The sequence below is a fragment of the Leclercia sp. genome (assembly GCF_036780805.1).
Taxonomy (GTDB): domain Bacteria; phylum Pseudomonadota; class Gammaproteobacteria; order Enterobacterales; family Enterobacteriaceae; genus Enterobacter.
In genome coordinates this window covers 48,842-75,306 of the sequence record NZ_DAIQCE010000015.1, presented here as the reverse complement: position 1 = coordinate 75,306, position 26,465 = coordinate 48,842, and the positions used below count along the sequence as shown (strand labels likewise).

28 protein-coding genes and 1 rRNA gene are annotated in these 26,465 nt (G+C 55.3%); 19 read left to right on the top strand and 10 right to left on the bottom strand.

Features of this window, described 5'->3' with window-relative positions; genetic code table 11:
* The 3 genes from rrf to V7Q49_RS21565 form a co-directional block, all read left to right on the top strand.
* Nucleotides 1–87 (top strand): 5S ribosomal RNA (rrf, locus tag V7Q49_RS21575); the annotation flags it as partial.
* A gap of 117 nt (nt 88–204) precedes the next feature.
* Nucleotides 205–660 carry a DUF4385 domain-containing protein gene (locus V7Q49_RS21570; RefSeq protein ID WP_333855042.1) on the top strand — a complete coding sequence of 152 codons (456 nt, stop codon included), beginning with the start codon at nt 205–207 and terminating at the stop codon, nt 658–660.
* Between the two features lie 151 nt (nt 661–811).
* Nucleotides 812–2,119, top strand: a complete 1,308-nt coding sequence (locus tag V7Q49_RS21565) for an MFS transporter (RefSeq protein WP_333855040.1) — start codon at nt 812–814, stop codon at nt 2,117–2,119.
* Here the strand turns inward: V7Q49_RS21565 and V7Q49_RS21560 are convergent.
* The 5 genes from V7Q49_RS21560 to trxC form a co-directional block, all read right to left on the bottom strand.
* Nucleotides 2,116–2,451 (bottom strand): YfiM family lipoprotein, encoded by a 336-nt coding sequence (locus V7Q49_RS21560; protein WP_442913089.1) that lies wholly within the window; start codon nt 2,449–2,451, stop codon nt 2,116–2,118. The genes V7Q49_RS21565 and V7Q49_RS21560 overlap by 4 nt on opposite strands.
* Before the next feature lie 31 nt (nt 2,452–2,482).
* Nucleotides 2,483–3,838 (bottom strand): CDP-diacylglycerol--serine O-phosphatidyltransferase, encoded by a 1,356-nt coding sequence (pssA, locus tag V7Q49_RS21555; protein ID WP_333855038.1) that lies wholly within the window; start codon nt 3,836–3,838, stop codon nt 2,483–2,485.
* Nucleotides 3,839–3,948: 110 nt separating this feature from the next.
* On the bottom strand, nt 3,949–6,612 hold the full coding sequence (locus V7Q49_RS21545; protein ID WP_333855036.1) for a bifunctional acetate--CoA ligase family protein/GNAT family N-acetyltransferase: 2,664 nt from the start codon (nt 6,610–6,612) through the stop codon (nt 3,949–3,951).
* Nucleotides 6,613–6,647: 35 nt separating this feature from the next.
* On the bottom strand, nt 6,648–7,346 hold the full coding sequence (gene tapT / locus V7Q49_RS21540) for a tRNA-uridine aminocarboxypropyltransferase (RefSeq protein WP_333855034.1): 699 nt from the start codon (nt 7,344–7,346) through the stop codon (nt 6,648–6,650).
* A 72-nt stretch (nt 7,347–7,418) separates the two neighbouring features.
* Nucleotides 7,419–7,838, bottom strand: a complete 420-nt coding sequence (gene trxC / locus V7Q49_RS21535) for a thioredoxin TrxC (RefSeq protein ID WP_117385215.1) — start codon at nt 7,836–7,838, stop codon at nt 7,419–7,421.
* A gap of 206 nt (nt 7,839–8,044) precedes the next feature.
* Between trxC and V7Q49_RS21530 the strand changes: the two genes are divergently transcribed.
* Nucleotides 8,045–9,145, top strand: coding sequence for a tRNA/rRNA methyltransferase (locus V7Q49_RS21530; RefSeq protein ID WP_333855030.1), 1,101 nt, complete (start codon nt 8,045–8,047; stop codon nt 9,143–9,145).
* A gap of 94 nt (nt 9,146–9,239) precedes the next feature.
* Here V7Q49_RS21530 and ung read toward each other — a convergent pair whose 3' ends face one another.
* Nucleotides 9,240–9,929: a uracil-DNA glycosylase gene (gene ung, locus V7Q49_RS21525; protein WP_333855028.1), complete on the bottom strand. Its 690-nt coding sequence runs from the start codon at nt 9,927–9,929 to the stop codon at nt 9,240–9,242.
* A 312-nt stretch (nt 9,930–10,241) separates the two neighbouring features.
* Here ung and grcA point away from each other — a divergent pair, with 312 nt between their 5' ends.
* The gene (grcA, locus tag V7Q49_RS21520; protein ID WP_039029771.1) at nt 10,242–10,625 is read left to right on the top strand and encodes an autonomous glycyl radical cofactor GrcA; all 384 of its coding nucleotides are present in this window, start codon (nt 10,242–10,244) and stop codon (nt 10,623–10,625) included.
* A 62-nt stretch (nt 10,626–10,687) separates the two neighbouring features.
* On the opposite strand, the gene srmB is transcribed toward grcA, so the two are convergent.
* The gene (gene srmB, locus V7Q49_RS21515) at nt 10,688–12,007 is read right to left on the bottom strand and encodes an ATP-dependent RNA helicase SrmB (RefSeq protein ID WP_333855026.1); all 1,320 of its coding nucleotides are present in this window, start codon (nt 12,005–12,007) and stop codon (nt 10,688–10,690) included.
* Between the two features lie 132 nt (nt 12,008–12,139).
* Here srmB and trmN point away from each other — a divergent pair, with 132 nt between their 5' ends.
* On the top strand, nt 12,140–12,877 hold the full coding sequence (gene trmN, locus V7Q49_RS21510) for a tRNA(1)(Val) (adenine(37)-N(6))-methyltransferase TrmN (protein WP_333855024.1): 738 nt from the start codon (nt 12,140–12,142) through the stop codon (nt 12,875–12,877).
* Here trmN and nadB read toward each other — a convergent pair.
* A complete protein-coding gene (nadB, locus tag V7Q49_RS21505; protein WP_333855022.1) occupies nt 12,862–14,481 on the bottom strand; it encodes an L-aspartate oxidase in 1,620 nt (539 codons plus the stop codon). The two genes, trmN and nadB, sit on opposite strands and share 16 nt — an antisense overlap.
* A 358-nt stretch (nt 14,482–14,839) precedes the next feature.
* On the opposite strand from nadB, the gene rseD reads away from it, so the two are divergent.
* The 12 genes from rseD to acpS all read left to right on the top strand — a co-directional run bounded on the left by rseD (nt 14,840) and on the right by acpS (nt 24,286).
* Nucleotides 14,840–14,908, top strand: a complete 69-nt coding sequence (gene rseD, locus V7Q49_RS23600) for a rpoE leader peptide RseD (RefSeq protein ID WP_231313890.1) — start codon at nt 14,840–14,842, stop codon at nt 14,906–14,908.
* Entirely contained in the window at nt 14,905–15,480 is a 576-nt protein-coding gene (gene rpoE / locus V7Q49_RS21500; RefSeq protein WP_032613187.1) for an RNA polymerase sigma factor RpoE, read from the top strand. Before rseD ends, rpoE begins: the two co-directional genes overlap by 4 nt.
* 31 nt (nt 15,481–15,511) lie before the next feature.
* Complete coding sequence (gene rseA / locus V7Q49_RS21495; RefSeq protein ID WP_333855019.1) at nt 15,512–16,162, top strand: anti-sigma-E factor RseA; 651 nt, start codon at nt 15,512–15,514, stop codon at nt 16,160–16,162.
* A complete protein-coding gene (gene rseB, locus V7Q49_RS21490; protein ID WP_333855017.1) occupies nt 16,162–17,115 on the top strand; it encodes a sigma-E factor regulatory protein RseB in 954 nt (317 codons plus the stop codon). The genes rseA and rseB overlap by 1 nt, the downstream gene beginning before the upstream one ends.
* Entirely contained in the window at nt 17,112–17,588 is a 477-nt protein-coding gene (rseC, locus tag V7Q49_RS21485) for a SoxR-reducing system protein RseC (RefSeq protein ID WP_333855015.1), read from the top strand. The genes rseB and rseC overlap by 4 nt, the downstream gene beginning before the upstream one ends.
* Before the next feature lie 184 nt (nt 17,589–17,772).
* On the top strand, nt 17,773–19,572 hold the full coding sequence (lepA, locus tag V7Q49_RS21480; protein ID WP_333855013.1) for a translation elongation factor 4: 1,800 nt from the start codon (nt 17,773–17,775) through the stop codon (nt 19,570–19,572).
* Nucleotides 19,573–19,589: 17 nt separating this feature from the next.
* The gene (lepB, locus tag V7Q49_RS21475; RefSeq protein WP_333855011.1) at nt 19,590–20,564 is read left to right on the top strand and encodes a signal peptidase I; all 975 of its coding nucleotides are present in this window, start codon (nt 19,590–19,592) and stop codon (nt 20,562–20,564) included.
* 223 nt (nt 20,565–20,787) lie between these two features.
* Nucleotides 20,788–21,468: a ribonuclease III gene (gene rnc, locus V7Q49_RS21470; RefSeq protein ID WP_032613175.1), complete on the top strand. Its 681-nt coding sequence runs from the start codon at nt 20,788–20,790 to the stop codon at nt 21,466–21,468.
* Entirely contained in the window at nt 21,465–22,370 is a 906-nt protein-coding gene (gene era, locus V7Q49_RS21465) for a GTPase Era (protein ID WP_333855008.1), read from the top strand. Before rnc ends, era begins: the two co-directional genes overlap by 4 nt.
* Before the next feature lie 17 nt (nt 22,371–22,387).
* Nucleotides 22,388–23,095: a DNA repair protein RecO gene (gene recO / locus V7Q49_RS21460; RefSeq protein ID WP_333855006.1), complete on the top strand. Its 708-nt coding sequence runs from the start codon at nt 22,388–22,390 to the stop codon at nt 23,093–23,095.
* A 79-nt stretch (nt 23,096–23,174) separates the two neighbouring features.
* The gene (gene pdxJ, locus V7Q49_RS21455; RefSeq protein ID WP_333855004.1) at nt 23,175–23,906 is read left to right on the top strand and encodes a pyridoxine 5'-phosphate synthase; all 732 of its coding nucleotides are present in this window, start codon (nt 23,175–23,177) and stop codon (nt 23,904–23,906) included.
* Nucleotides 23,906–24,286 carry a holo-ACP synthase gene (acpS, locus tag V7Q49_RS21450; RefSeq protein ID WP_333855002.1) on the top strand — a complete coding sequence of 127 codons (381 nt, stop codon included), beginning with the start codon at nt 23,906–23,908 and terminating at the stop codon, nt 24,284–24,286. The genes pdxJ and acpS overlap by 1 nt, the downstream gene beginning before the upstream one ends.
* Here acpS and V7Q49_RS21445 read toward each other — a convergent pair.
* Complete coding sequence (locus V7Q49_RS21445; protein ID WP_333855001.1) at nt 24,283–24,543, bottom strand: YfhL family 4Fe-4S dicluster ferredoxin; 261 nt, start codon at nt 24,541–24,543, stop codon at nt 24,283–24,285. The two genes, acpS and V7Q49_RS21445, sit on opposite strands and share 4 nt — an antisense overlap.
* 60 nt (nt 24,544–24,603) lie before the next feature.
* Nucleotides 24,604–25,452: a MurR/RpiR family transcriptional regulator gene (locus V7Q49_RS21440; protein ID WP_333854999.1), complete on the bottom strand. Its 849-nt coding sequence runs from the start codon at nt 25,450–25,452 to the stop codon at nt 24,604–24,606.
* 118 nt (nt 25,453–25,570) lie between these two features.
* On the opposite strand from V7Q49_RS21440, the gene murQ reads away from it, so the two are divergent.
* Complete coding sequence (gene murQ, locus V7Q49_RS21435; protein ID WP_333854998.1) at nt 25,571–26,464, top strand: N-acetylmuramic acid 6-phosphate etherase; 894 nt, start codon at nt 25,571–25,573, stop codon at nt 26,462–26,464.
* The last annotated feature ends 1 nt before the right edge of the window (nt 26,465 follow it).

Below are 26,465 nucleotides of genomic sequence, written 5' to 3'. Positions count from 1 at the left end.
TGACCCCATGCCGAACTCAGAAGTGAAACGCCGTAGCGCCGATGGTAGTGTGGGGCCTCCCCATGCGAGAGTAGGGAACTGCCAGGCATCAAACAAGGAAACCCCGTACCGCAAGGTACGGGGTTTTTTGCTTTGTTCCCGAGACGGGCAGACCCAACAATTTCTGGCTAAAATAACAAGATACGCATCGTCAGCGAGGTTATTTTGCCGAACCCACCCTTTAACTACCAACAAGATTTCGCCAACACCAACTTCCGTGATCACCCCGAGCTTTACCAGGTAGGACGGGGAGAACAAGGCGTTCTGCTGGTTGAACCTTACAAAAGCGAAATTCTCCCCCACTGGCGATACAAGAACGCTGAAGTTGCGTCCAAATCTGCAAAGGAGATTTACGCTCTGTTTGAGCAATATCGTCAGCAAGACGATTTTGTTGGCATGGATATGGCGAGAAAATTTATTCAAATGGGCTATACCCGTGCCAGACGCTACGCTAACCACAAAGGCGGCAAAAAGTACGATGATAAGCGCAATGTTCGTCCCTTAGATCACGATCCCGTTAAAGCCGAAGCGGCAAAAATCTTTAAAGGGTGGTGGGATAAAATTCGCGGCGACGAAGATTATTTGCAACGAAAACAAGCGCATCAAAAGAAATGGGGATAATACTGCCACCTGCAGTAGTGCTGGTTTTATGATGCACCTCACAAAATCAAATGAAACATTATAGAAACATTTTTTTACCTAACGTTAAATTTTAAATCTGGTTTTACTGGAATGGGTGCAATGGCCCGCAATGTAAGACAGGGGATTTAAAATGACAGAAACCGTAGCAAGTACAGATACGGAGAGTAAAAAAGCAGCAAACGGCGATACCCGTCGCAGGATTTGGGCAATCGTCGGCGCATCTTCAGGCAATCTGGTAGAGTGGTTCGACTTTTACGTATACTCGTTTTGCTCACTCTATTTTGCCCATATCTTTTTCCCATCCGGTAACACCACTACTCAACTGCTGCAAACGGCAGGGGTCTTCGCTGCTGGATTTTTAATGCGACCGATCGGCGGCTGGCTGTTTGGCCGCATCGCCGACCGAAAAGGGCGAAAAACCTCTATGCTAATCTCAGTCTGCATGATGTGTTTCGGCTCTTTGGTGATTGCCTGCCTGCCCGGCTATGACACGATAGGCACATGGGCACCGGCCTTACTGTTGCTGGCGCGTTTGTTTCAGGGTCTCTCCGTCGGAGGAGAATATGGCACAAGCGCGACTTATATGAGTGAAGTCGCAATAGAAGGCCGTAAAGGGTTCTATGCCTCATTTCAGTACGTTACGCTGATAGGTGGCCAGCTGCTGGCTATCCTGGCGGTGGTGATCCTGCAACAGGTGCTAAGCGATGAAGATCTCCGTGCCTGGGGATGGCGTATTCCTTTTGCGCTTGGCGCTGTTCTGGCTGTTGTGGCCCTGTGGTTACGCCGCCAGCTGGATGAGACTTCCAGAAAAGAGGTGAGGGCGTTAAAAGAGGCGGGCTCATTTAAAGGTTTGTGGCGTAACCGAAAGGCATTTTTGATGGTGCTCGGCTTTACGGCAGGCGGTTCGCTTACCTTCTATACCTTCACGACCTATATGCAGAAGTATCTGGTTAACACCACGGGTATGCACGCTAACGTGGCGAGTATGGTCATGACGGTGGCGCTTTTTGTCTTTATGCTGATTCAACCTGTTATCGGCGCGCTGTCGGATAAAATTGGCCGACGTAGCTCAATGCTGATTTTTGGTGGATTGTCGGCGTTATGCACAGTACCTATTCTCACGGCACTTCAGCACGTTTCATCGCCTTATGCTGCTTTTGCACTGGTGATGGTAGCGCTGGTCATTACCAGTTTTTACACCTCTATCAGCGGTATTCTTAAGGCTGAGATGTTTCCGGCTCAGGTGCGTGCACTGGGCGTTGGGTTGTCTTATGCAGTGGCTAACGCGCTGTTTGGCGGCTCGGCGGAGTACGTCGCGCTGTCGTTAAAATCGGTTGGCAGTGAGACCGTCTTCTTCTGGTACGTCACGCTAATGGGGGCGTTGGCATTTGTTGTCTCGTTGATGCTGCACCGAAAAGGGAAAGGAGTCCGTCTTTAGTGTTCCGCCAGTTGCCACAGGCTATAGCCGGTCGTTGCCCCGGCGATATCCCAGGCAAAATCTTTCCAGCTCCAGCCGCTCCCCGCCGGGCGGCTGTCCCATAACTCCTTCGAAGCGCCCAGACTGACCGAAAACATCAGGCCGTATGCGGCGCTACGATCGCGGCTAACGCCCTGGCGTTGAGCGTATTCATTACCCGCAGCGGATAGCATCGCCGAGGCTAAAAAGTGTTGTGCCTTATCCTGACCAGACCAGCTATCCTGAGCCCTATGGCTGCAGCCGCACAGTACCAGACAGCCCATTAACAGGAAATAACGCACAACGACCTCCATAAAAAAGCCCCGTCGATGACAGGGCTAAAGATTACAAAATGCGGCTAATCAGGCGATCGATTCTGATCCTGCGCAGACGGCGGATCAGCTTTCTTACCTTAACCGGGTAATCGGCAATGCTCTGCAGATCGCGGTAATGATTAACCACGGTGGTGTGGGTGCGGATCAGCTCCAGCTCGCGATCGCGCTGAGCGGCCAGCTCGTGACGCGGATCGTGGATCAGAATGGCATTCTCAAGATCCAGTCGCCATGCGCGCGGGTTGAGGTTATTCCCCGTCAGCAGCATCCACTCATCATCAACCCACATCCCTTTCAGGTGATAGCTGTTGTCTTCATCTTTCCAGAGACGCACCACCAGCTGATCGGTATTCACATAATACTGCAGGCGGCTGAGGAAGCGGCGCAGGTTGATTTCGTACAGATAAGGCAGGGCGCCGATGATCTTAAACGGCTGATCTTCGGGGATGAAGAAATCGTTCGCGGTTTTATCACCCACGATGATCTCAACCTTTTTCCCGTCGCGTAGGAGCTGAATGATATTACGCACCAGCACGGCAGGCAGGTTGAAGTACGGTGTGCAGATGGTCAGCTTATGCTCTGTGCACGGCATAAGATGGAAAATGGTTTTATTCAGCAGGCTGGATTTGCCCAGACCCACCAGCGGGGTCACCGCCAGCTGTTCGTTATCCGCATCTCCCTGGAAATGGTACATGGCATCGCGCAGTTCCTGGCGGAAAAGGCGAATGTCATTTTTGATCTCCGGGCTTTTTGGACGATGGGGATCGTCAAGACGATTCACGCCGCGACCACGCACCAAATGCTGATCCACCCATTCAAACATGATGTCCGCCATGCGGGCATTACGCACCAGGTGATAGCGATCGTAACGGTATTTATCGAGCTGATGCAGATAGACGTCATTCAGACTCGCGCCGCTGTACAGCACGCTGTCATCAATAATGAAGCCTTTAAAATGGAGGACACCGAGGGCTTCGCGGGTATTAACCGGGACACCATAAACCGCCACCTCTACGCCAGGATTCTCCTGCGCCATGCGGCAATACCAGTCGGCATTGGTGTTGGAGGCGGCCGCACCTATACGTCCGCGCTGGGCGCGATGCCAGTCAACCAGAATACGTACGTCGAGTTCCGGGCGCTGACGTTTGGCCTCGTATACCGCGCGTAAAATGGCGCTGCCACCTTCATCCTGTTCAAGATAAAGCGCGATAATGCAGATACGATGCGTTGCGCTGGCAATTTTTTCCAGCAGCGTCTCCCGAAAATCGGCGGGAGCATAAAAGAACTCTACATCATCAACTGACTGAGAAAGCTTCGGTAGTTGAGCAAGGTGTTGTTGATGTTTATTACGCTTAAATTTGGACAACATCACAGTGCGTTTCTTCTCTGTTCATTGAAGGATTATATGGACTATGCAGACAACAGAAGCGGGCAATCATACCATCAGTGCCGTTTAAAGTGGTCAACATTTCCAGTACCTTACTCTTGTTTACCTGCCGACATCAGCGCCAGCGTCAACCCGACAATGCCGTCTTCCAGCTGAACATCAACGGTAAAGCCTAATTTTCGCGCCAGGGCGATCATGCCACGGTTGTTGGGCATAGTAATGCCATTGAGGCGGATAAGTCCGTGATCGCGCGTATAACTGATTAGCTTTTCCAGTAACCGTCTGCCTAATCCCAGGCCTTTTAGATCGGAGCGAACCAGCACCGCAAACTCTGCATCGACGTTATCGGGATCGGAGATCGCACGCGTGACCCCAAGGATCTCATCACCCTCATCCGTGCGGCGGACGGCAACAAAAGCCATTTCCCGATCGTAGTCGATCTGCGTCATATTGGCTAAATCTTCGTGGGTAAATTCATTGATTTCACTAAAGTAGCGGTAGTACAAATCTTCTTTTGTCACCTGGTCGATAAAGCGTTGCAGCTGGGGTTCATCTTCCGGAAGGATGGGACGAAACAGAGACTGCTCGCCGTTTTTCATCTCCACCCACTCTTCAAGCTGATGAGGATAAGGGCGGATCGCGAGCCGGCTTTCGCGATCGCCGGTAAACGCCGCCACATCCATCGTCACATCCAGTGCCGTTAGCTCGCTGCCGGAGGCCAGCAAAGGGTGAATATCCAGACGCTGGATTTCCGGGCTGTCGACTATCAGGTTCGATACCTGCACCAGGAACTGGCTCAGGGCGGCAATATCCAGTGGTCGCAGGGCGCTGCGCCCGCGGATCTTCTTGCTCTTGATCCCCTGGATCACCAGATAACGCGCCAGATTCATGTTCAGCGGAGGTAAGGCCACCACCGCCTGATCTTCAGGGCGCCACTCCACGCCCCCTTCACCCAGCATGATCAGCGGGCCGAAGACCGGATCGTGTTCGACTACTACACGCAACTCTTGCGCCCCTGCGCGATTAGCCATGCTTTGTACCAGCAGGCCATGAATGCGCGCCTGGGGCCAGGTCATTTTGACGCGATCGATAATGGCATCCGCCGCCTGCTGCACTTCCGCCGCGGTGCGCAGATACAGCATCACCCCCTGAACTTCTGATTTATGCGGGATATCGGGAGAGCGCAGTTTCAGCGCTACCGGATAACCAATCTGCTCGGCGATATGCACCGCTTCTGCGCTGTCGCTGGCGATCCAGGTCGGCAGGGTATGCATGCCGAAGGCATTAAGGATCGGCTGCACCTCATGGGTATCCAGCGAACGTGCGCCGTCATCAATGGCACGTTGCAGCAGGGCCCGGGCGTGGCCGGTGTTGGCCGTCAGATTTCCGGGAAGCGCAGGCGTTTCCCGCAGCTGCTTCTGGTTACGCCGATACTCCACCATATGCATAAAGGCGGTGATGGTGCCTTCCGGGGTGCGGTATGTCGGCAATCCCGCTTCGCTGAACAGGCGCCGCGCCTCCTGAGAGGAAAACTCGCCGCACCAGTTGGTGAGGAGCGACACGTATTTCCCCCGTGGATGCTTTTTCACGGCCTCAATCAGCGACCGGGCGCTTTCGCTACCCGGCGCCACGGCGCTTGGGGAGTGAATGACCATCAGGGCATCAAAATCCTGGCTTTCCAGCAGAATGTTGAGGGCACTGATATAACGATCGCTGCTGGCATCATCGCGTAAATCAAGGGGATTACCCGGCTCCACGCCGGGCGGCAGCGCATCACGCAGGCGCTGGAGCGTCTCTTCGCTCAGCGCGGCCAGCTTCCCGTTGCGTAGCCAGAGTTCGTCCAGCGCCAGCGCGGCCGGGGCGGCACCGTTGCTGATGATCATCAGCCGCTCTCCCCGCAGCGGGCGCATATGGCTAAGCGTTTCGACAGCGGAAAAGAGTTCGTGAGTATCCTGAACGCGCAGTAAACCAGCACGCTGGATGGCGGCATCCCAGGCCGGATCCATCCCGGAATGCGAGTGCAGAAGACGCTGGGCGGCCGGACTACGTCCGCTTTTGATCACCAGAATCGGTTTATTGCGCGAGGCGCTACGGGCTGCTGACACAAAGCGCCGCGCGTCGCTCAGGTGTTCAAGATAGAGCAGAATCGCGCTGGTTTTGGTGTCACGCGCGAGGAAATCCAGCAGCTCGTCAACATCGATGTCCAGCCCATCGCCCAGCGCGATGAAATAGGAGAACCCCATCTCGCGCTGCTGAGCCCAGTCGAGGATCGTATTGGAAACCGCCGCCGACTGGGAGATAAAGGCCAGTTTGCCTTTCCGTATCGGTACGGGAGAGAAACTGGCGTTCAGACCCTGCCAGGGAGCCAGCAGGCCAAGGCTGTTTGGCCCCAGCAGCCGCATCTGGTATCGCCCCGCGCAGGCCAGCAGCTCCGCCTGTTGTTCCGGCGGCGAGGAGAGAATAATGCAGGTTTTACAGCCTTTTTTCCCCAGTGCCTCGAGCAGGGCGATATTGCGTCGGGCATGTGTACACAGCACTGCGAGATCGGGAATAAAGGGCAGGCTGTCCACGTCGGGCCAGGCCAGGACGCCCTGCACCGCTTTATAAGCCGGCGTCACCGGAAGGATCGGGCCGTTAAAACCGCCTGCGAGCAGGTTTCGCATCATCAGGTAACCGGCGCGTTCGGGTTTCATCGACGCGCCAATCACGGCGATGGATTTAGGGCGGAGTAAGGCTTCTAACCCGCGCTGGCTCATACAAGTCTCCTGAAAAGGCGAGTGACCTGATGATTTTAAACGCTTTCCGGCTCCGCTGCTGTGATGCTTCCCTTATGAATAGTTTTTCCGGCCAGATAGCGTTCACGAAAACGGGTGAAATGATCGCCGAGCGCGCCTGCCGCCTGAACATCTCCCGCCAGATCCAGCAGGGCAATCGCCACTTCGGCGGTGCAGTACTGGCCTTCCGCATGGGCTTCGCGCAGGCGATAAGCAGAAACACGGGAAAGATCGACGGAGATGACCGGCAGGGCATCCAGGTAAGGGCTTTTGCGAAACATTTTACGCGCCTCGGTCCAGGTGCCATCCAGCATAATAAACAGCGGCGGCTTGCCGGAGGGGGGAGCGGTAAGAACCGAACGGGTATCACCGGCATAGGAGGCCGGGAAAACGACCATCGGTTGATACTCAGGGTTGGCGACCAGATCGAGCAACGCCTGTGGCGGCTCGGTACGTGACCACTGGAAAGCAGCGGTATCCGGTAAAATGTCGGCAATGAGCCGTCCGGTATTGCTGGGTTTCATCGGTTCGGTATCGAACATCACCAGACAGAAACGGCTGTGGGCCTGGCTGGGAGTCAGGGTCGCGCACAGGCACTGCTTAAGCGGCAGCAGGCAGCGCTGACAGCGACGAATGCGGTTACCACGGGCAAGAAAGGGGCGAGTCGCACGCGCCAGGCGTTCGGCGCGCAATTGCAGTACGGCGTTATCAGTCATGGGGGAATGCGCAGAAAAAACGCCATTCTCGCAGAGGCGAGAGCGGGGCACAAGTTACGTGCCCCGGAATGGTCAGAGGGATTCGTTCAGCCAGCTGTCAAATGGTGCTTTTGGAACGGCACCGTTCAGCATATCGACAACTTCACCATTTTTGAAAATCATGATGGTCGGGATACTACGAATACGGAAGCGGGCGCTCAGCTCGCGTTCGGCCTCGGTATTCACTTTTACGAAACGCATTTTCCCGTTACGTTCTTCAGCGACATCTTCGAAGATCGGCGCAAAGTTACGGCACGGGCCGCACCACGGAGCCCAGAAATCAACCACTACCGGTAGATCGTCCTTCAGCAGTTTATCCAGAGTTGCACCGGTAGCATTAATGACATCACCATCGAACAATTCATGACCGCAGCGTCCGCATTTTGCTCCATCATCAATTCGATCATCCGGAATGCGGTTAAGAGCCTGGCAGTTGGCACATACGGTATTCATAACTAACCTCAGGTAGAGCAGGGGGACAAATCGGCAACATGCCGTTTATGTTTCCAATATGTTACATATTATCAACGACCCTGTTTGAAACGACAATGCGTTTTATTCAATGAGAACAATAGTCACAGGCTTTTATACGAAGTAATGGCTATGCGCCGGGACATCGGGTAATCTGCGCGCTTCGCGCAGCGCTGGTGGAGAAAAGCATGAACGACGAACTGAAAAACAAAAGCGGCAAGGTCAAAGTGATGTATGTCCGCAGTGATGATGACTCTGATAAACGCACCGAAAATCCGCGTACCGGAAAAGGTGGCGGGCGTCCAGGGCCATCTCGTGCAGACGGTGGCCGTCGCCCCGCCCGCGATGAGAGAAACAGCCGCGGTGATGACCGCAAACGCGACGATCGTAAACGTGACGACCGTAAGCGTGATGATTTCAAACGCGATGACTTTAGCCGCGACGCGTCCCCGTGGCGTACCGTTTCCCGCGCGCCAGGCGATGAGTCAAAGGCTCCCGTCGATCACGGCAGCATGGCCGGTAAAGCGGTTATCGATCCGGAAGTGATCCGCCGTCAGCGCGCGGAAGAGACCCGCGTCTACGGTGAGAACGCCTGCCAGGCCCTGTTCCAGAGCCGTCCTGATTGCATCGTTCGCGCCTGGTTTATCCAGAGCGTCACGCCGCGTTTCAAAGAAGCGCTACGCTGGATGGCGGCCAACCGCAAAGCCTACCACGTGGTAGACGATGCTGAGATCACCAAAGCGTCTGGCACCGAACACCACGGTGGCGTGTGCTTCCTGATCAAGAAACGTAACGGAACTACCGTTAAGCAGTGGGTTAGCCAGGCGGATGAAGATGACTGCGTTCTGGCCCTGGAAGACGTGGGCAACCCGCACAACCTCGGCGCGATGATGCGCAGCTGCGCCCATTTCGGCGTGAAAGGGGTATTGTTGCAGGATGCGGCTCTGCTGGAATCCGGTGCGGCAATCCGTACGGCGGAAGGCGGCGCGGAACACGTTCAGCCGATCACCGGCGACAGCGTTCTGGAAGCCATTGAGCAGTTCCGTAAAGCGGGCTACGCCATTGTGACCACCTCCAGCCACAAAGGCACCACGCCGCTGTTTAAAGCGACGCTGCCGCGTAAAATGGTGCTGGTGTTGGGTCAGGAGCGTGATGGTCTGTCAGATGCGGCACTGTCCAGCGCCGACCTGAGCGTCTCAATCGATGGCACCGGCAATGTAGAAAGCCTCAACGTATCCGTTGCGACCGGCGTTCTGCTGGCGGAGTGGTGGCGTCAGAACAAAGCGTAATCTCGCTCTGTTTTTTCGCAGGCCGGGTAAGGCGAAGCCGCCACCCGGCAATTTACCCGGTGGCGCTACGCTTACCGGGTCTACAAAAAACTCTCTATTCGCTCTCAGCCGGTAACTCTGGCATCCAGTCAATCGGCGTTTCGCCCTGTTTCTCCAGCCACTCATTCGCCAGCACAAAATGATTGCAGCCAAAAAAGCCGCGATGCGCTGACAGTGGTGACGGGTGCGGAGCTTTCAGCACGTGATGGCGCTGGGTATCAATGATCGCCCCTTTCTTCTGCGCGTGCGATCCCCACAGTAAAAATACCACCCCTTCACGGTGCTGGTTAATCAGGCTAATCACTTTATCCGTAAACGTCTCCCAGCCGAGGCTGGCATGAGAGTGCGCCTGTCCGGCGCGAACCGTCAGCACGGTGTTGAGCAGCAGGACACCCTGACGCGCCCAGCTTTCCAGATAGCCATGTGCAGGTCGGGTAAAGCCGGGTACCGAGGCTTCAAGCTCCTTATACATATTCAGCAGCGAAGGGGGGATCGCCACGCCCGGACGCACGGAAAAGGCCAGACCGTGCGCCTGTCCCGGCCCGTGATAGGGATCCTGACCCAGAATCACCACTTTGACATCGGCCAGTTCGGTAAAACGAAAAGCGTTAAATACGTCTTTCTGGGGCGGATAGATGGTGACGCCAGACTCGCGTTCGGCGGCCACCGTGTTCAGCGTGTTGACGAAGTAAGGCTGTTTTTTCTCATCGGCCAGCACGTCGTGCCAGGTTAAAGGTGTTGTCATCTCGCTCTCCTGCGAATTTTCTCTGCCCCTAGCTTAACTGCTTATGACGAGGGAGCAAAACTGCCGGGGGAAAAAGGTCATCTTACTGAAAAATATTTAAAAATTACGAGGTTTTTTGAATTCTGGTTTTGGGGAGAATTGATATAAAACAATAATCTCCTTGCATCACCCTTTTACTGGTGTGGTTTTTATTGATTTAAGTCAATGAATAGCGGTGGTTTGACTGATATATATACACTCAAGCAACAATGGTTTTACCAATTGCCCTAAACAGAGGGCGCACCCAATAGTGTAGTTTAAGGGAGGCATTACATGATTACTGGTATCCAGATTACTAAAGCTGCAAACGACGACCTGCTGAACTCTTTCTGGCTGCTGGACAGCGAAAAAGGCGAAGCGCGCTGCGTATGTGCAAAAGCAGGCTTTGCTGAAGACGAAGTTGTCCAGGTTAATGCGTTGGGCGAAATCGAATATCGCGAAATCCCAATGGAAATCAAACCGGAAGTGCGCGTTGAAGGCGGTCAGCATCTGAACGTTAACGTGCTGCGTCGTGAAACACTGGAAGATGCCGTTAAGCATCCGGAAAAATATCCGCAGCTGACCATCCGCGTTTCTGGCTATGCCGTTCGCTTCAACTCACTGACCGCAGAACAGCAGCGTGACGTGATTGCACGTACCTTTACCGCCAGCCTGTAATTGTTGGCAGCGTGCAGATAAAAAAACGCCGGGGTTAACCCCGGCGTTTTTTTTACTCTTCTTTACTGTGAGGTCGGCGCGCTGCCGCTTGGCTTACGGCGTTTGCCCACGTTCTTAGCATCACGGTGGCGTTGCTTCACGCGTGGTTTCTCTTTTTCTTTCTCTTTTTTCTCTGCGCGTTTAGCGAGCACTTTCTTGGACGGTTTACCCGTCATTTTCTCACTCGGCGGACGCGTAACAGGGCGCAGTTCATCAATCACGCGCGCTTTCACCGGCTCGTCGATGTAGCGACCCACTTTCTGCAGCAGCAGATAGTCATGCGCTTCAACCAGGGAAATCGCCGTGCCTTTGAGGCCAGCACGCCCGGTACGACCGATACGGTGCAGGTAAGTATCTCCGCTACGCGGCATGTCGAAGTTAATTACATGGCTTACTTCAGGAATATCGATACCGCGCGCCGCCACGTCGGTGGCAATCAGCACATTCACGCGACCTTCGGTCAGGCGTTTAATCCCTTCGGTACGTTTAACCTGCGCCATCTCGCCTTCGAGATAACAGTTGTTAATCCCTGCGGCACGGAGTTGTTCCGCCAGCTCATGCACACGTTCGCGTTTGCGTACAAAAACAATGGTACGGGTCGTATCGTCTTGTTTTAACAGATGCTTAAGTAACTCGAGCTTATGCTCGTAGTTATCGGCACGATAATACCACTGGTGAATTTTTTTGCGCTCACGCGTGGACGGCGTGGCAGAGACTTCTGCCGGATCGTCAAGCAGACGTTCGGCAAAATCTTTAATGGCATCGCCTTCAAGCGTTGCGGAAAACAGCATGGTCTGTTTGCGCCAGCGGGTTTCGCCTGCGATATGTTCAATATCCTGCGCAAAGCCCAGTTCCAGCATGCGGTCCGCTTCATCCAGAATCAGCGTTTCAACAGCACGACAGTCAAAGTTTTCTTCTTTGATGTACTGCATCAAACGGCCGGTGGTGGCGACCACGATATCCTGGTTCTCACTGAACACTTCGGCGTGGTTCATATAGGCTACGCCACCGGTGATGGTCGCAATATCCAGATGGGTGTTGGCGGCCAGTTCACGCGCATGCTCCGCAACCTGAACGGCTAACTCACGTGTCGGGGTCAGGATAAGGATGCGTGGCGGACCGGATTTCTTACGCGGGAAATCAATAAGGTGCTGCAAGACGGGCAGCAGGTACGCCGCTGTTTTACCGGTGCCTGTCGGCGCTGAACCGAGTACGTCGCGGCCTTCTAACGCAGGCGGAATGGCTGCCGCCTGGATGGCAGTCGGGCGTGTGAAGCCTTTGTTCTGGAGGGCTTCCAGAAGGCTTTCGTCGAGTTCAAGTTCGGAAAAAGTCGTTACAGTCATGTTCTACCTCTGTGTGGGGCGCTGATTATAGACGTTATGGCTGCGATCTTCATCTGTTTGTGTGGATATCCCTTTTCCCTCGTTGCGCTTTCACCTATGCTACACCCGTTTCATTTTGAAGGTTGCTCTGACATGTCTCAACTCAAAGCGCAGCTGCGCCGCGATGGTTTCACCTTTAAGCAGTTCTTTGTCGCGCACGATCGCTGTGCGATGAAAGTCGGCACTGATGGCATTTTACTGGGGGCATGGGCACCGGTAGCAGGCGTTAAACGTATCCTCGACATTGGCAGCGGCAGCGGATTATTAGCCCTGATGCTGGCGCAGCGTACCGGGGACTCTGTCACCCTGGATGCGGTTGAGCTGGATCCGCAGGCGGCCGAACAGGCGGCAGAAAACGTGGCCGAATCTCCCTGGGCTTCTCGTATCACCCTCCATTGTGCGGATGTTCTGACCTGGGCACCCGAGCAAACGGCTCGCTATGACTTAATTGTCAGCAATCCTCCTTATTATGAACCCGGCGTCGGGTGCGCAACGCCCGAGCGCGACCAAGCGCGTTCAACTGGCTCGCTCGATCACAGCTCACTGTTAGCCTGTGCGGCGGCGTTGATCACCGAGGAAGGTTTTTTCTGTGTGGTATTACCGGAAAGCGCGGGCAGTGCGCTAATCAATAGCGCACTGGAGATGGGCTGGTATTTACGTCTGCGCACCGATATTGCCGATATGGACGGCAGGTTACCGCACCGGGTTCTGGTGGCGCTGTCGCCGAAAGAAGGGGAGTGCTTCAGCGACAGGATGGTGATCCGTGGGCCGGATCAGCGTTACTCCGAGGATTACACGGCGCTGACCCATCCGTTCTATCTGTTTATGTGAGTCAGCGGAGAAAGCACCGACGGCCCGGAGTGCTCAAGTTGTTCCGGGTAGTCGAGCGTATAGTGCAACCCGCGGCTCTCTTTGCGCATCATCGCGCAGCGCACAATCAACTCTGCCACCTGAACCAGATTACGTAACTCCAGCAGGTTGTTTGAGACGCGGAAGTGGGCGTAATACTCGTCAATCTCCTGCTGCAGCATGGTAATGCGGCGCAGGGCGCGCTCCAGCCGCTTGGTGGTGCGCACGATCCCGACGTAGTCCCACATAAAGAGGCGCAGCTCGTGCCAGTTATGCTGGATCACCACCAGCTCATCCGGGTTTTCCACGCGGCTTTCATCCCATGCAGGCAGGTTTTCCGCCTGGCGGGCATAAGGCATGCGTTTGGTAATATCCTCCGCTGCCGACCAGCCGTACACCAGACATTCGAGCAGGGAGTTCGAAGCCATTCGGTTGGCGCCATGCAGGCCGGTATAACTCACTTCCCCGATGGCATACAGGCCGTCGACGTCGGTCCGGCCATGATCGTCCACCATCACCCCGCCGCAGGTATAGTGCGCCGCAGGCACCACCGGCATCGGCTCTTTGGTGATATCGATGCCTAACCCCAGCAATTTTTCATAGATGGTCGGGAAGTGCTGACGCACAAACTCTGCCGGTTTATGGCTGATATCCAGATACATGCAGTCCACGCCCAGGCGTTTCATTTCATGATCGATAGCGCGGGCCACGACATCACGCGGGGCCAGTTCGCCACGCTCGTCGAAGTCCGGCATAAAGCGCGTGCCGTCCGGACGTTTCAGGTGCGCACCTTCACCGCGCAGGGCTTCAGTCAGTAAGAAATTACGCGCCTGAGGGTGGAACAGAGCGGTGGGGTGGAACTGGTTAAATTCCAGGTTGGCCACGCGACAGCCCGCACGCCAGGCCATGGCAATCCCATCGCCCGAGGAGATATCCGGGTTGGTAGTGTACTGATACACCTTGGAAGCACCGCCTGTTGCCAGCACCACCGATTTTGCCCGGCAGGTTTCTACCGTCTCTTTATTCCGGTTCCAGACCCAGGCACCGACAACGCGGCGCGTGCCCGGCAGACCAATCTTGTCGGAAACGATCAGATCCACCGCGTTACTGCGCTCCAGAACCTGAATATTCGGATGGTTTAACGCCTGGCTGACCAGCGTCGTTTCGACCTCTTTACCGGTGGCATCCGCAGCGTGCAGGATGCGGCGATGACTATGCCCGCCTTCCCGCGTCAGGTGATAGCTCTCTTCACCATTGGCCTGCACATGCGTATCAAACAACACGCCCTGATCGATGAGCCACTGTACGCAGTGGCGAGCATTACTGGCGACAAATTCCGCGGCGTGTTTATCCACGATACCGCCACCGGCAATCAGCGTATCTTCCACATGCGAGTCGATACTGTCCGTTTCATCAAACACAGCGGCAATCCCGCCCTGCGCATAGAAGGTGGAGCCTTCGCTGATGGGACCTTTGCTGAGGACAATCACTTTCTGGTGTGAGGCGAGTCGCAGCGCCAGTGAAAGGCCGGCGGCACCGCTGCCGATAATCAGTACGTCACAGGAGAGTTCAGACATTGCGTTCATGATGTGTGTTTAATTTACTAAACAGTGTTTGGCCAGCATAGCACCCGAATGCGATGAATCGCACGTTTTTTTTGCGGCTTGTTGCAATGGCTAAACAGCCAGCGTGGCGGAGAAAAAACTCAAAAAGGACGAAAATATTTTGCGAAGCAGATCGTTAGCTTCAGATTTTGTGGTGAAATAAAGCCTGTCTTGCGGTACCCTGCAAGCGGTAAAATGCCAATTCTTATCAGAAACTGGGTGCGTTTCAGTATCAGACTTATAATGATAGAAAATGAACAGTCTGCGACGCAATTAACAAAAACAAAGGCGTGACGGAACTTTTTGAAAAAAAGACCCTCAAAGCAACTGCTTGCTCACAGTGCAGTGTTTGGAGTGGCGTTTCGATAACGCGTGGATTTTAGGTTTGGGGAGACATTACCTCGGATGAGCGAGCAGTTAACGGACCAGATTCTGGTTGAACGGGTCCAGAAGGGAGATCAGAAAGCCTTTAACTTACTGGTGGTGCGCTACCAGCATAAAGTGGCGAGTCTGGTGTCCCGCTATGTACCGTCAGGGGATGTCCCTGATGTAGTACAGGAATCTTTTATCAAGGCCTATCGCGCGCTGGAATCTTTCCGGGGAGATAGTGCTTTTTATACCTGGCTGTATCGTATTGCTGTCAATACGGCCAAGAACTACCTCGTCGCTCAGGGGCGTCGTCCGCCTTCAAGTGATGTTGACGCCATCGACGCCGAAAATTTTGAAAGCGGCGGTGCGTTAAAAGAAATTTCGAACCCTGAGAACTTAATGTTGTCAGAAGAACTGAGACAAATAGTTTTTCGCACCATCGAGTCGCTCCCGGAAGATTTACGCATGGCAATTACGTTGCGGGAGTTAGATGGCCTGAGCTATGAAGAGATAGCCGCTATCATGGATTGCCCGGTCGGTACGGTTCGCTCACGGATTTTTCGTGCGCGAGAAGCTATTGATAATAAAGTTCAACCGCTAATCAGGCGTTGACGATAGCGGGATACTGGAAAAGGTATTAGGCATGCAGAAAGAACAACTTTCCGCTTTAATGGATGGTGAAACGCTGGACAGTGAGATGCTCAACGAGCTCTCTCGCTCTCCTGAGATGCAAAAAACCTGGGAGAGTTATCATCTCATCCGCGATACCCTGCGCGGCGATACCGGCGATCTCCTCCATTTTGATATCTCATCTCGCGTAATGGCTGCCATCGAGAATGAACCTGTTTCTCAGGCCACTCCGCTGATTCCTGAAGCTCAACCGGCACCGCACCTGTGGCAGAAGATGCCTTTCTGGAACAAAGTGCGTCCCTGGGCGAGTCAACTGACGCAAATGGGCGTCGCTGCTTGCGTATCGCTTGCAGTTATTGTTGGCGTCCAGCACTATAACACCCAAAATGAAGTGAGCCAGCAACCTGAAGCGCCAGTGTTTAATACGCTGCCGATGATGGGCAAAGCCAGCCCGGTAAGCCTGGGTATTCCTTCTGATGCATCGGCAGGCGCCGGTCAGCAGCAGCAGGTACAAGAGCAACGCCGTCGTATCAATGCGATGTTGCAGGACTACGAATTGCAGCGTCGTCTGCACTCCGAACAGCTTCAGTTTGAGCAGGCGCAAACCCAGCAGGCTGCTGTGCAAGTGCCCGGAACCCAAACTTTAGGAACGCAATCGCAGTAATGAAGCAACTTTGGTGCGCCATGTCTCTGATGGCGGGTAGCCTGTTGTTCACTGTCAACGCCTCGGCTGATGTATCGTCCGGGGCGTTGTTACAGCAAATGAACCAGGCCAGCCAGTCACTCAACTATGAGCTGGCTTTTATCAGTATCAATAAGCAGGGTGTAGAGTCGTTACGCTATCGCCATGCCCGACTTGATAAACAGCCGCTTGCCCAGCTTTTGCAGATGGATGGTCCACGCCGCGAAGTCGTGCAGCGTGGCAATGAAATCAGCTATTTTGAGCCGGGTCTCGAACCCTTTACGCTGAACGGCGATTACATCGTTGATTCGCTGCCTTCGCTCATCTATACCGACTTCAAACGGCTGGCCCCTTACTACGACTTTATCTCCGTAGGGCGTACCCGCATCGCTGACCGGCTTTGTGAAGTGCTGCGCGTGGTCGCAAGAGACGGGACGCGTTACAGCTATATCGTCTGGATGGATGCAGAGACCAAGCTGCCGATGCGGGTCGATCTGCTGGATCGTGATGGCGAGACGCTGGAACAGTTCCGGGTGATCTCCTTTACCATTGACGATCAGGTCGGTAACAGCATGCAGAATCTGGCAAAAGCCAGCCTGCCGCCGCTGCTTTCTGTCCCGGCCGGCGATCCTGTCAGCTTTAACTGGGCACCAAACTGGATCCCGCAGGGGTTCAGCGAAGTCTCCAGCAGCCGACGTCAGCTGCCGACGATTGATACCCCGGTCGAATCCCGTCTTTACTCTGACGGCTTGTTCAGCTTCTCGGTTAACATCAACCGGGCAACGCCGGTGAGCGCCGATCAGATGCTGCGCACCGGACGTCGCACCGTCAGCACTACCGTGCGTGATAACGCCGAGATTACCGTTGTGGGCGAACTGCCGCCGCAAACGGCTAAACGCATCGCAGACAGCATTAAATTCAAGGCCGGACAATGATCAAAGAGTGGGCAACTGTCGTTTCATGGCATGAAGGCGTTGCGCTGGTGAGCTGCGACGTAAAAGCGTCCTGTAACAGCTGCGCCTCCCGCGCCGGTTGCGGAAGCCGGGTGCTTAACAAACTCGGGCCGCAGACGTCGCATACCATCAGCGTACCCAGTGCAGAGCCGCTGGTAGCAGGGCAAAAAGTCGAGTTAGGCATTGCCGAAGGCAGCCTGCTGGGCTCGGCGATGCTGGTCTATCTCTCACCGCTGGTGGGGTTATTTGCCCTGGGCGGCGTTTTCCAGGTACTGTTCGGGACCGATCTGGCCGCAATGTGCGGCGCAGCGCTGGGTGGCGTGGGTGGCTTTTTGTTGGCCCGCGGCTTTTCGTCAAGGCTTGCCGTACGCGAAGAGTGGCAGCCCGTTATTCTCAGCGTTGGCTTGCCCCCCAACGAGCTTCGCGTCGAAATGCTCTCTTCTGAAGCCCGGTGATATCACCGGGCTTTGCTTTATTTACATCTCATAAAAGAAAACGCTGAATCTTCACGCTAAGCTTGCTGGAAGAGCATTTCCCGGTGAAGGAGATGTAGTGTAGAATGCTGCGTTTTCGCACTGAAAAACGTCAGGCTAAGAACAGCGGCCTCCAGGAATTCGTAAGGCATAATTATTTAACTATATGAAGAACATACGTAACTTTTCGATCATTGCTCACATTGACCACGGTAAGTCGACGCTGTCTGACCGTATTATCCAGATTTGCGGTGGCCTGTCTGATCGTGAAATGGAAGCCCAGGTTCTGGACTCCATGGACCTGGAACGCGAACGCGGCATCACCATTAAAGCGCAGAGCGTCACGCTCGATTACAAAGCCGCAGACGGTGAAACCTACCAACTTAACTTTATCGACACCCCAGGCCACGTTGACTTCTCTTATGAAGTTTCCCGTTCGCTGGCGGCCTGTGAAGGCGCGCTGCTGGTAGTTGATGCCGGGCAGGGCGTAGAAGCCCAGACGCTGGCCAACTGCTATACCGCGATGGAAATGGATCTCGAAGTGGTGCCGGTACTGAACAAAATCGACCTGCCAGCCGCCGATCCTGAGCGCGTAGCGGAAGAGATTGAAGATATCGTCGGCATTGATGCGACCGATGCGGTGCGCTGCTCCGCTAAAACCGGCATGGGTGTTCCCGACGTGCTGGAACGTCTGGTGCGTGACATCCCGGCCCCGGAAGGTGACGCCGATGGGCCACTGCAGGCGCTGATCATCGACTCCTGGTTCGATAACTATCTCGGCGTTGTCTCACTGGTGCGTATCAAAAACGGCACCATGCGTAAAGGCGACAAAATTAAAGTGATGAGCACCGGCCAGGTCTATAACGCTGACCGTCTGGGGATCTTCACGCCAAAACAGGTTGACCGTACCGAGCTGAAATGCGGCGAAGTAGGCTGGCTGGTTTGTGCCATTAAAGACATCCTCGGCGCGCCGGTGGGCGATACCCTGACCCAGGCACGTAACCCGGCAGATAAAGCGCTGCCAGGCTTCAAAAAGGTGAAACCGCAGGTTTACGCGGGTCTGTTCCCGGTCAGCTCTGATGATTATGAGAACTTCCGTGACGCGCTCGGTAAGCTGAGCCTCAACGATGCTTCCCTGTTCTATGAGCCAGAAAGCTCAACGGCGCTGGGCTTCGGCTTCCGCTGTGGCTTCCTTGGCCTGCTGCACATGGAGATCATCCAGGAGCGTCTGGAGCGTGAATACGATCTGGATCTGATCACCACCGCGCCAACGGTCGTCTACGAAGTTGAGACCACCTCGAAAGAGGTTATCTACGTCGACAGCCCGTCCAAGCTGCCGCCGCTGAACAATATTCATGAGCTGCGCGAGCCGATTGCAGAGTGTCACATGCTGCTGCCGCAGGAGTTCCTGGGTAACGTCATCACGCTGTGTATCGAAAAACGCGGCGTGCAGACCAACATGGTTTACCACGGTAACCAGGTGGCGTTGACCTATGAAATCCCGATGGCGGAAGTGGTGCTCGACTTCTTCGACCGCCTGAAATCCACCTCCCGCGGCTATGCATCGCTGGATTACAACTTCAAACGCTTCCAGGCCTCTAACATGGTGCGTGTGGACGTGCTGATCAACAGCGAACGCGTCGATGCGCTGGCGCTGATCACCCACAACGACAATGCGCCATATCGCGGTCGCGAGCTGGTCGAGAAGATGAAAGAACTCATCCCTCGCCAGCAGTTCGACATTGCGATCCAGGCGGCCATTGGCAACCACATCATCGCCCGTTCGACGGTGAAACAGTTGCGTAAAAACGTTCTGGCAAAATGCTATGGCGGTGACGTCAGCCGTAAGAAAAAGCTGCTCCAGAAGCAGAAAGAAGGTAAGAAGCGTATGAAGCAGGTCGGTAACGTCGAGCTGCCGCAGGAAGCGTTCCTCGCCATTCTGCACGTGGGTAAAGACGGAAAATAATCCTTTAAGGAGTTGGCATGGCGAACATGTTTGCCCTGATCCTGGTGATTGCCACCCTGGTGACGGGGCTGTTGTGGTGTCTGGATAAGTTTATCTTTGCCCCGAAACGTCGCGAACGTCAGGCCGCCGCGCAGGCGGCCATGGGCGATCAGTTGGATCCGAAAACCCTGAAGAAGGTCAGCCCTAAGCCGGGCTGGCTGGAAACGGGCGCATCGGTCTTTCCGGTGCTGGCGATTGTGCTGGTGGTGCGTTCCTTTATCTATGAACCTTTCCAGATCCCATCCGGTTCGATGATGCCAACGTTGCTGATCGGGGATTTTATTCTGGTGGAGAAGTTTGCCTACGGCATTAAAGATCCGATCTACCAGAAAACGCTGATCGAAACCGGTCATCCGAAACGTGGCGATATCGTGGTGTTTAAATATCCGGACGATCCGCGTCTGGATTACATTAAACGCACCGTTGGCGTGCCGGGTGATAAGGTCACTTATAATCCGGTCTCCAAAGAGGTGACGGTTCAGCCAGGTTGCAGCTCCGGTACGGCCTGCGGCAGCGCGCTGGCGATCACTTACTCCGGCGTTGAGCCAAGCGACTTTGTGCAGACGTTTGCCCGTCGTAACGGCGGCGAAGCGACCAGCGGATTCTTCCAGCTGCCGAAAGGGGAGACCAAAGAGAACGGTATTCGTCTGAACGAGCGGAAAGAGACGCTGGGTGATGTGACGCACCGTATCCTGACCGTCTCCATCGCTCAGGATCAGCTGGGGATGTACTATCAGCAGCAGGGGCAGCAGTTGGCGACATGGATTGTGCCGCCGGGACACTACTTCATGATGGGTGATAACCGCGACAACAGCGCGGACAGCCGTTACTGGGGCTTTGTGCCGGAAGCGAATCTGGTCGGCAAAGCGACCACCATCTGGATGAGCTTTGAGAAACAGGAAGGCGAATGGCCGACCGGCGTACGGTTAAATCGTATTGGCGGCATCCATTAATTCCTGATAAATGAGCACGTAGTCTCTTTAATCAGAGGCTACGTGAATTATTTAAGTGATAAATCTCTTCTGACTAACGACAACCCCTGTCGTTGCGTATAGAATATTCCCCCGAAGTTTAAGGTTGGCGCTGATTCAGTGCCACGGCACACGAAACCGCGTTGGCTTTCTCAGGACGGTTTCGTGTGCTGCATTTTTGACGCATTTATTCTATTGGTATCGCATGAACCCCATCGTAATTAATCGGCTTCAACGGAAGCTGGGCTACACTTTTCAGCATCAGGAGTTGTTGCAACAGGCATTAACCCATCGCAGTGCCAGCAGCAAACACAATGAGCGACTCGAATTTCTGGGTGACTCCATTTTAAGTTTTGTTATTGCGAATGCGCTTTATCACCGTTTCCCGCGCGTGGACGAAGGTGATATGAGTCGCATGCGCGCAACGCTGGTACGTGGCAATACGCTTGCCGAAATTGCCCGTGAATTTGAACTGGGTGAGTGCCTGCGACTCGGGCCTGGCGAACTGAAAAGCGGCGGCTTCCGTCGTGAATCTATTCTCGCGGATACCGTCGAAGCGTTAATCGGTGGCGTTTTCCTCGACAGCGACATCCAGACGGTTGAGCAGCTGATCCTGAACTGGTATCAGTCGCGTCTGGATGAAATCAGCCCGGGTGATAAACAGAAAGATCCAAAAACCCGTTTGCAGGAGTACCTGCAGGGTCGCCATCTGCCGCTGCCATCCTATCTGGTGGTGCAGGTTCGTGGCGAAGCACACGATCAGGAATTTACCATCCATTGCCAGGTCAGTGGCCTGAGTGAACCGGTGGTTGGCACGGGTTCAAGCCGTCGCAAGGCGGAACAGGCTGCCGCCGAACAGGCGTTAAAAATGCTGGAGCTGGAATGAGCGAAGAAAAGAGTTACTGCGGTTTTATTGCCATCGTCGGACGTCCGAACGTTGGCAAATCGACCCTGCTGAATAATCTGCTGGGTCAGAAGATTTCCATCACCTCCCGTAAGGCGCAGACCACCCGTCACCGTATCGTCGGGATCCATACCGAAGGCGCGTATCAGGCAATTTATGTCGATACCCCGGGTCTGCATATGGAAGAAAAACGCGCCATTAACCGTCTGATGAACAAGGCGGCGAGCAGCTCTATCGGTGACGTTGAGCTGGTGATTTTCGTTGTTGAAGGCACCCGCTGGACGCCGGACGACGAGATGGTGCTGAACAAGCTGCGCGACGGCAAAGTGCCGGTGATCCTCGCGGTCAACAAAGTGGACAACGTGCAGGAAAAAGCCGATCTGCTGCCGCATCTGCAGTGGCTGGGTAGCCAGATGAACTTCCTCGACATCGTCCCGCTCTCTGCTGAGACCGGTCTGAACGTGGATACCATCGCGGGCATCGTGCGTAAGCATCTGCCGGAAGCGATTCATCACTTCCCGGAAGATTACATCACCGATCGTTCTCAGCGCTTTATGGCGTCTGAAATCATCCGTGAAAAGCTGATGCGTTTCCTCGGCGCTGAACTGCCGTACTCTGTGACGGTGGAGATCGAGCGTTTCCAGACCAACGAGCGCGGTGGCTACGACATCAACGGGCTGATCCTCGTTGAGCGCGAAGGGCAGAAGAAGATGGTGATCGGCAACAAAGGTGCCAAAATCAAGACCATCGGCATTGAAGCCCGTAAAGACATGATGGAAATGTTCGAAGCGCCGGTTCACCTTGAACTGTGGGTGAAAGTGAAATCTGGCTGGGCCGATGATGAGCGTGCTCTGCGCAGCCTCGGTTACGGCGAAGATCAGTAAACTTAGACGACGAGCCTATGGATGGATGGCAGCGTGCCTTTGTCCTGCATAGTCGTCCCTGGAGCGAAACCAGCCTGATGCTGGACGTCTTCACGGAAGAGTCAGGCCGCGTGCGCCTTGTTGCTAAAGGCGCACGTTCCAAACGTTCTAATCTGAAGGGTGCTCTGCAACCCTTTACACCGCTGCTGGTACGCTTTAGCGGGCGTGGGGAAGTCAAAACCCTGCGCAGTGCCGAAGCCGTCTCTCTGGCGCTCCCCCTCTCTGGTATTACGCTGTACAGCGGTCTGTATGTGAACGAGCTGATCACGCGCGTTCTGGAACATGAGACCCGCTTCTCTGAGCTCTTTTTCGACTATTTGCACTGCCTGCAGGCACTGGCGGGCGCAACCGGCTCGCCGGAACCGGCGCTGCGTCGCTTTGAGCTGGCGTTGCTTGGCCATCTGGGTTACGGCGTCGACTTCCTGCACTGTGCGGGCAGCGGCGAGCCTGTCGAAGACACCATGACCTACCGCTATCGCGAAGAGAAAGGCTTTATCGCCAGCATCGTCATCGACAACAGTACCTTCACCGGACGGGATCTGCGGGCGCTGGCGGAGCGTGAGTTTCCCGACGTCAGCACCCTGCGGGCGGCAAAACGCTTTACCCGCATTGCGCTCAAGCCGTATCTTGGTGGCAAGCCCCTTAAGAGCCGCGAATTATTCCGGCAGTTTATGCCGAAGCGTTAACGTATTACACCCTCACCCCAACCCTCTCCCTGAGGGAGAGGGGGAAGGGAGATGAACCAAAAGAAAACCGAGGATTGTCATGGCTGAATTACTGTTAGGCATCAACATTGACCACATTGCCACCCTGCGCAACGCGCGCGGCACGGCATATCCTGATCCGGTTCAGGCGGCATTTATCGCCGAGCAGGCGGGGGCCGATGGCATTACCGTGCATCTGCGCGAAGATCGCCGTCATATCACCGATCGTGACGTTCGCGTCCTGCGCCAGACCCTGGACACCCGCATGAATCTGGAGATGGCCGTCACCGAAGAGATGCTGGCGATTGCCGTTGAGACCAAACCACACTTCTGCTGCCTGGTGCCGGAAAAGCGGCAGGAAGTGACCACCGAAGGCGGGCTGGACGTAGCCGGTCAGCTGGACAAGATGCGTGACGCCTGCAAACGCCTGGCCGATGCCGGGATCCTGGTGTCGCTGTTTATCGATGCCGATGAAGCCCAGATTAAAGCCGCCGCCGATGTGGGCGCGCCGTTCATCGAGATCCACACCGGCTGCTACGCCGATGCCGAAGATGAAGCCACTCAGGTAAAAGAGCTGGATCGCATCGCCAAAGCGGCTACCTATGCGGCCGGTCTCGGCCTCAAGGTCAATGCCGGTCACGGCCTGACCTACCACAACGTCAAAGCCATTGCCGCCATCCCGGAGATGCACGAGCTGAACATCGGCCATGCGATTATCGGTCGCGCGGTGATGAGTGGCCTGAAAGAGGCGGTGGCAGAGATGAAGCGTCTGATGCTGGAAGCCCGCAAGTAATGGCCATCCTCGGCTTAGGCACGGATATCGTAGAGATCGCCCGAATCGAGGCGGTGATTGCCCGCAGCGGCGATCGCCTTGCCCGCCGGGTGCTCAGCGATAACGAATGGGCCATCTGGGAGGCGCACCAGCAGCCGGTGCGTTTTCTTGCCAAACGTTTTGCGGTGAAGGAGGCGGCGGCGAAAGCCTTCGGCACCGGGATCCGCAACGGCCTGGCGTTTAATCAGTTCGAAGTGTTTAACGATGAGCTGGGCAAACCGCGCCTCAGGCTGTGGGGCGAGGCATTAACGCTGGCGGAAAAGCTCGGCGTGGCGCATATGCACGTTACGCTGGCCGATGAACGCCATTACGCCTGCGCCACGGTGATTATCGAAAGTTAAATCTTATCCGCGTGGTGCAGCAGGACAAATTTGTCCCACAGCTGCTCTTCGGATTCAGAATGTGCCGGGTCTTTCAGGATGGTATTGGGGATCGGGCACACCTTCTGGCAGGTTGGCGTCTCGTAATGACCAATGCATTCGGTGCAGCGGTCGCTGTTAATCTCATAAATGCTGTCCCCCATTGAAATCGCCTGGTTCGGGCATTCAGGTTCGCACATATCGCAATTGATGCATTTTTTGGTGATTAACAGCGCCATCAGGAAATTCTCAGAAACAACACAAACAGGGCGGGCATTATACGCTCGGTCATTCCCTGCTCAAACCAGTTTTTTTACCAGCGCCTCGCTGTGGCGGATGCGTTCCGGAGCCCGCTCCAGATCCTGCTGAACCAGTGCCATAAATAGCAGGTCGGTCAGCATCATCTGTGCGCTGGTGGAGGAGATGGCCGCGCTGCGGGTGGCCTGCTCTTCGGCAATGGTGTACAGACAGCGGGTGGCCCGCTGCTGCAGCGCATTGGGGGTAAAGCCGGTAATCGCCAGAATTTTCCCGCCCACGCGCAGGGCTTCATCGGCGGCAAGGTTAATCTCCCGGCGTTCGCCGGTATAGGAGATCGCCAGCAGCAGATCCTCTGGGGCCATCGCCTGCACGGTAGCCAGCAGGGCGTGCATATCCTGTTCGACAATGGCGATCAGGCCGATCTTATTCAGCTTCCAGCCAAAATTACGTGCCACCAGCCCTGAGGCGCCGATCCCGGTGAGGATCACCCGCCGTGCCGCGTGCAGCATAGCAACGCTTTCCAGCAGTTTTTCTTCGCTGTTGACGTCCAGCGTGGCGTGCATCGCCGCGACGTTCTCTTTGATCAGCTTTTCGCCCACCAGACGCATCGGATCGTCACCGCGGATCTGGTTGTGCACCGGCATAGATTGCGGATTCGGGTTGCTGGCCAGCGCTTCGCTCAGCGCCAGCTTCAGCGCCGGAAAGCCTTTAAAGCCAATTTTTTGCGCGAATTTCACCACGCTGGACTGGCTCACGCCCGCCTCGCTTGCCAGCTGCTGGGAGCTGAGATGGCGGGCGCGATCCGGCTGGGTAAGCAAAAAATCCGCCAGTTTTTTATCGCTCTGGGCAAAACCCGCGTATCGCTGGCGGATACGAATTAAACAGTTCATAAGGACTCCTGGCGAAATGTGATGACTGCAGCAAATGCGAATTCTGCTCGCCTGAATGAATTTTATATTCCATTATAATGCGACTATTATGAATTAAAAATTCTTGAGGCACAAAAAAATGAATCTCGGCTCACTGGTATCAGAATCCCGCAATCCACAAACCCTGGATCTTGACGCGCTCTCCACGCTTGACCTGGTTAATCGCTTTAACCAACAGGATACGCTGGTCGCGCTGGCAGTGAAAGAGACATTGCCCGAAGTGGCGAAAGCCGTGGATGCCGCGGCCGACGCGCTGAAAGCGGGCGGGCGCATCATCTACATGGGGGCGGGCACCAGCGGACGTCTGGGGGTACTCGACGCCTCAGAATGTCCGCCGACCTTTGGCGTGCCGCATGGCCTGGTCATCGGCCTGATTGCCGGTGGTCCGGGCGCGCTGCTGAAAGCGGTAGAAGGGGCCGAGGACAGTAAACAGCTCGGCGAAGACGATCTCAAAGCCCTCAACCTGACCGCGCAGGATCTGGTGGTCGGGCTGGCGGCCTCCGGGCGCACGCCGTACGTGATTGGCGGCCTGGAGTACGCGAACCAGACCGGCTGTACCACCGTGGCGATCTCCTGTAACCCGGGCTCACCTATTGCCCAGGTCGCTGCGATCGCTATCTCGCCGGTTGTCGGCCCGGAGGCCTTGACCGGCTCCACCCGCCTGAAATCCGGCACCGCGCAAAAGCTGGTGCTGAACATGATCTCCACCGGCGCGATGGTGAAGTTTGGCAAGGTCTATCAAAACCTGATGGTGGACATGAAAGCCACCAACGTGAAGCTCATCGACCGGGCCTGCCGCATGGTGGTGGAAGCCACCGGCACCTCCCGCGAAGAGGCGGAAGAGGTGCTGAAGCAGACCGGGTATGACGTCAAACCGGCCATTCTGATGATCTTAAGCGGACTGGATGCTGCGGCGGCGCGCGGCAGACTCGACGCGCATCAGGGATTCTTACGTGCGGCATTAGAAAACTAAA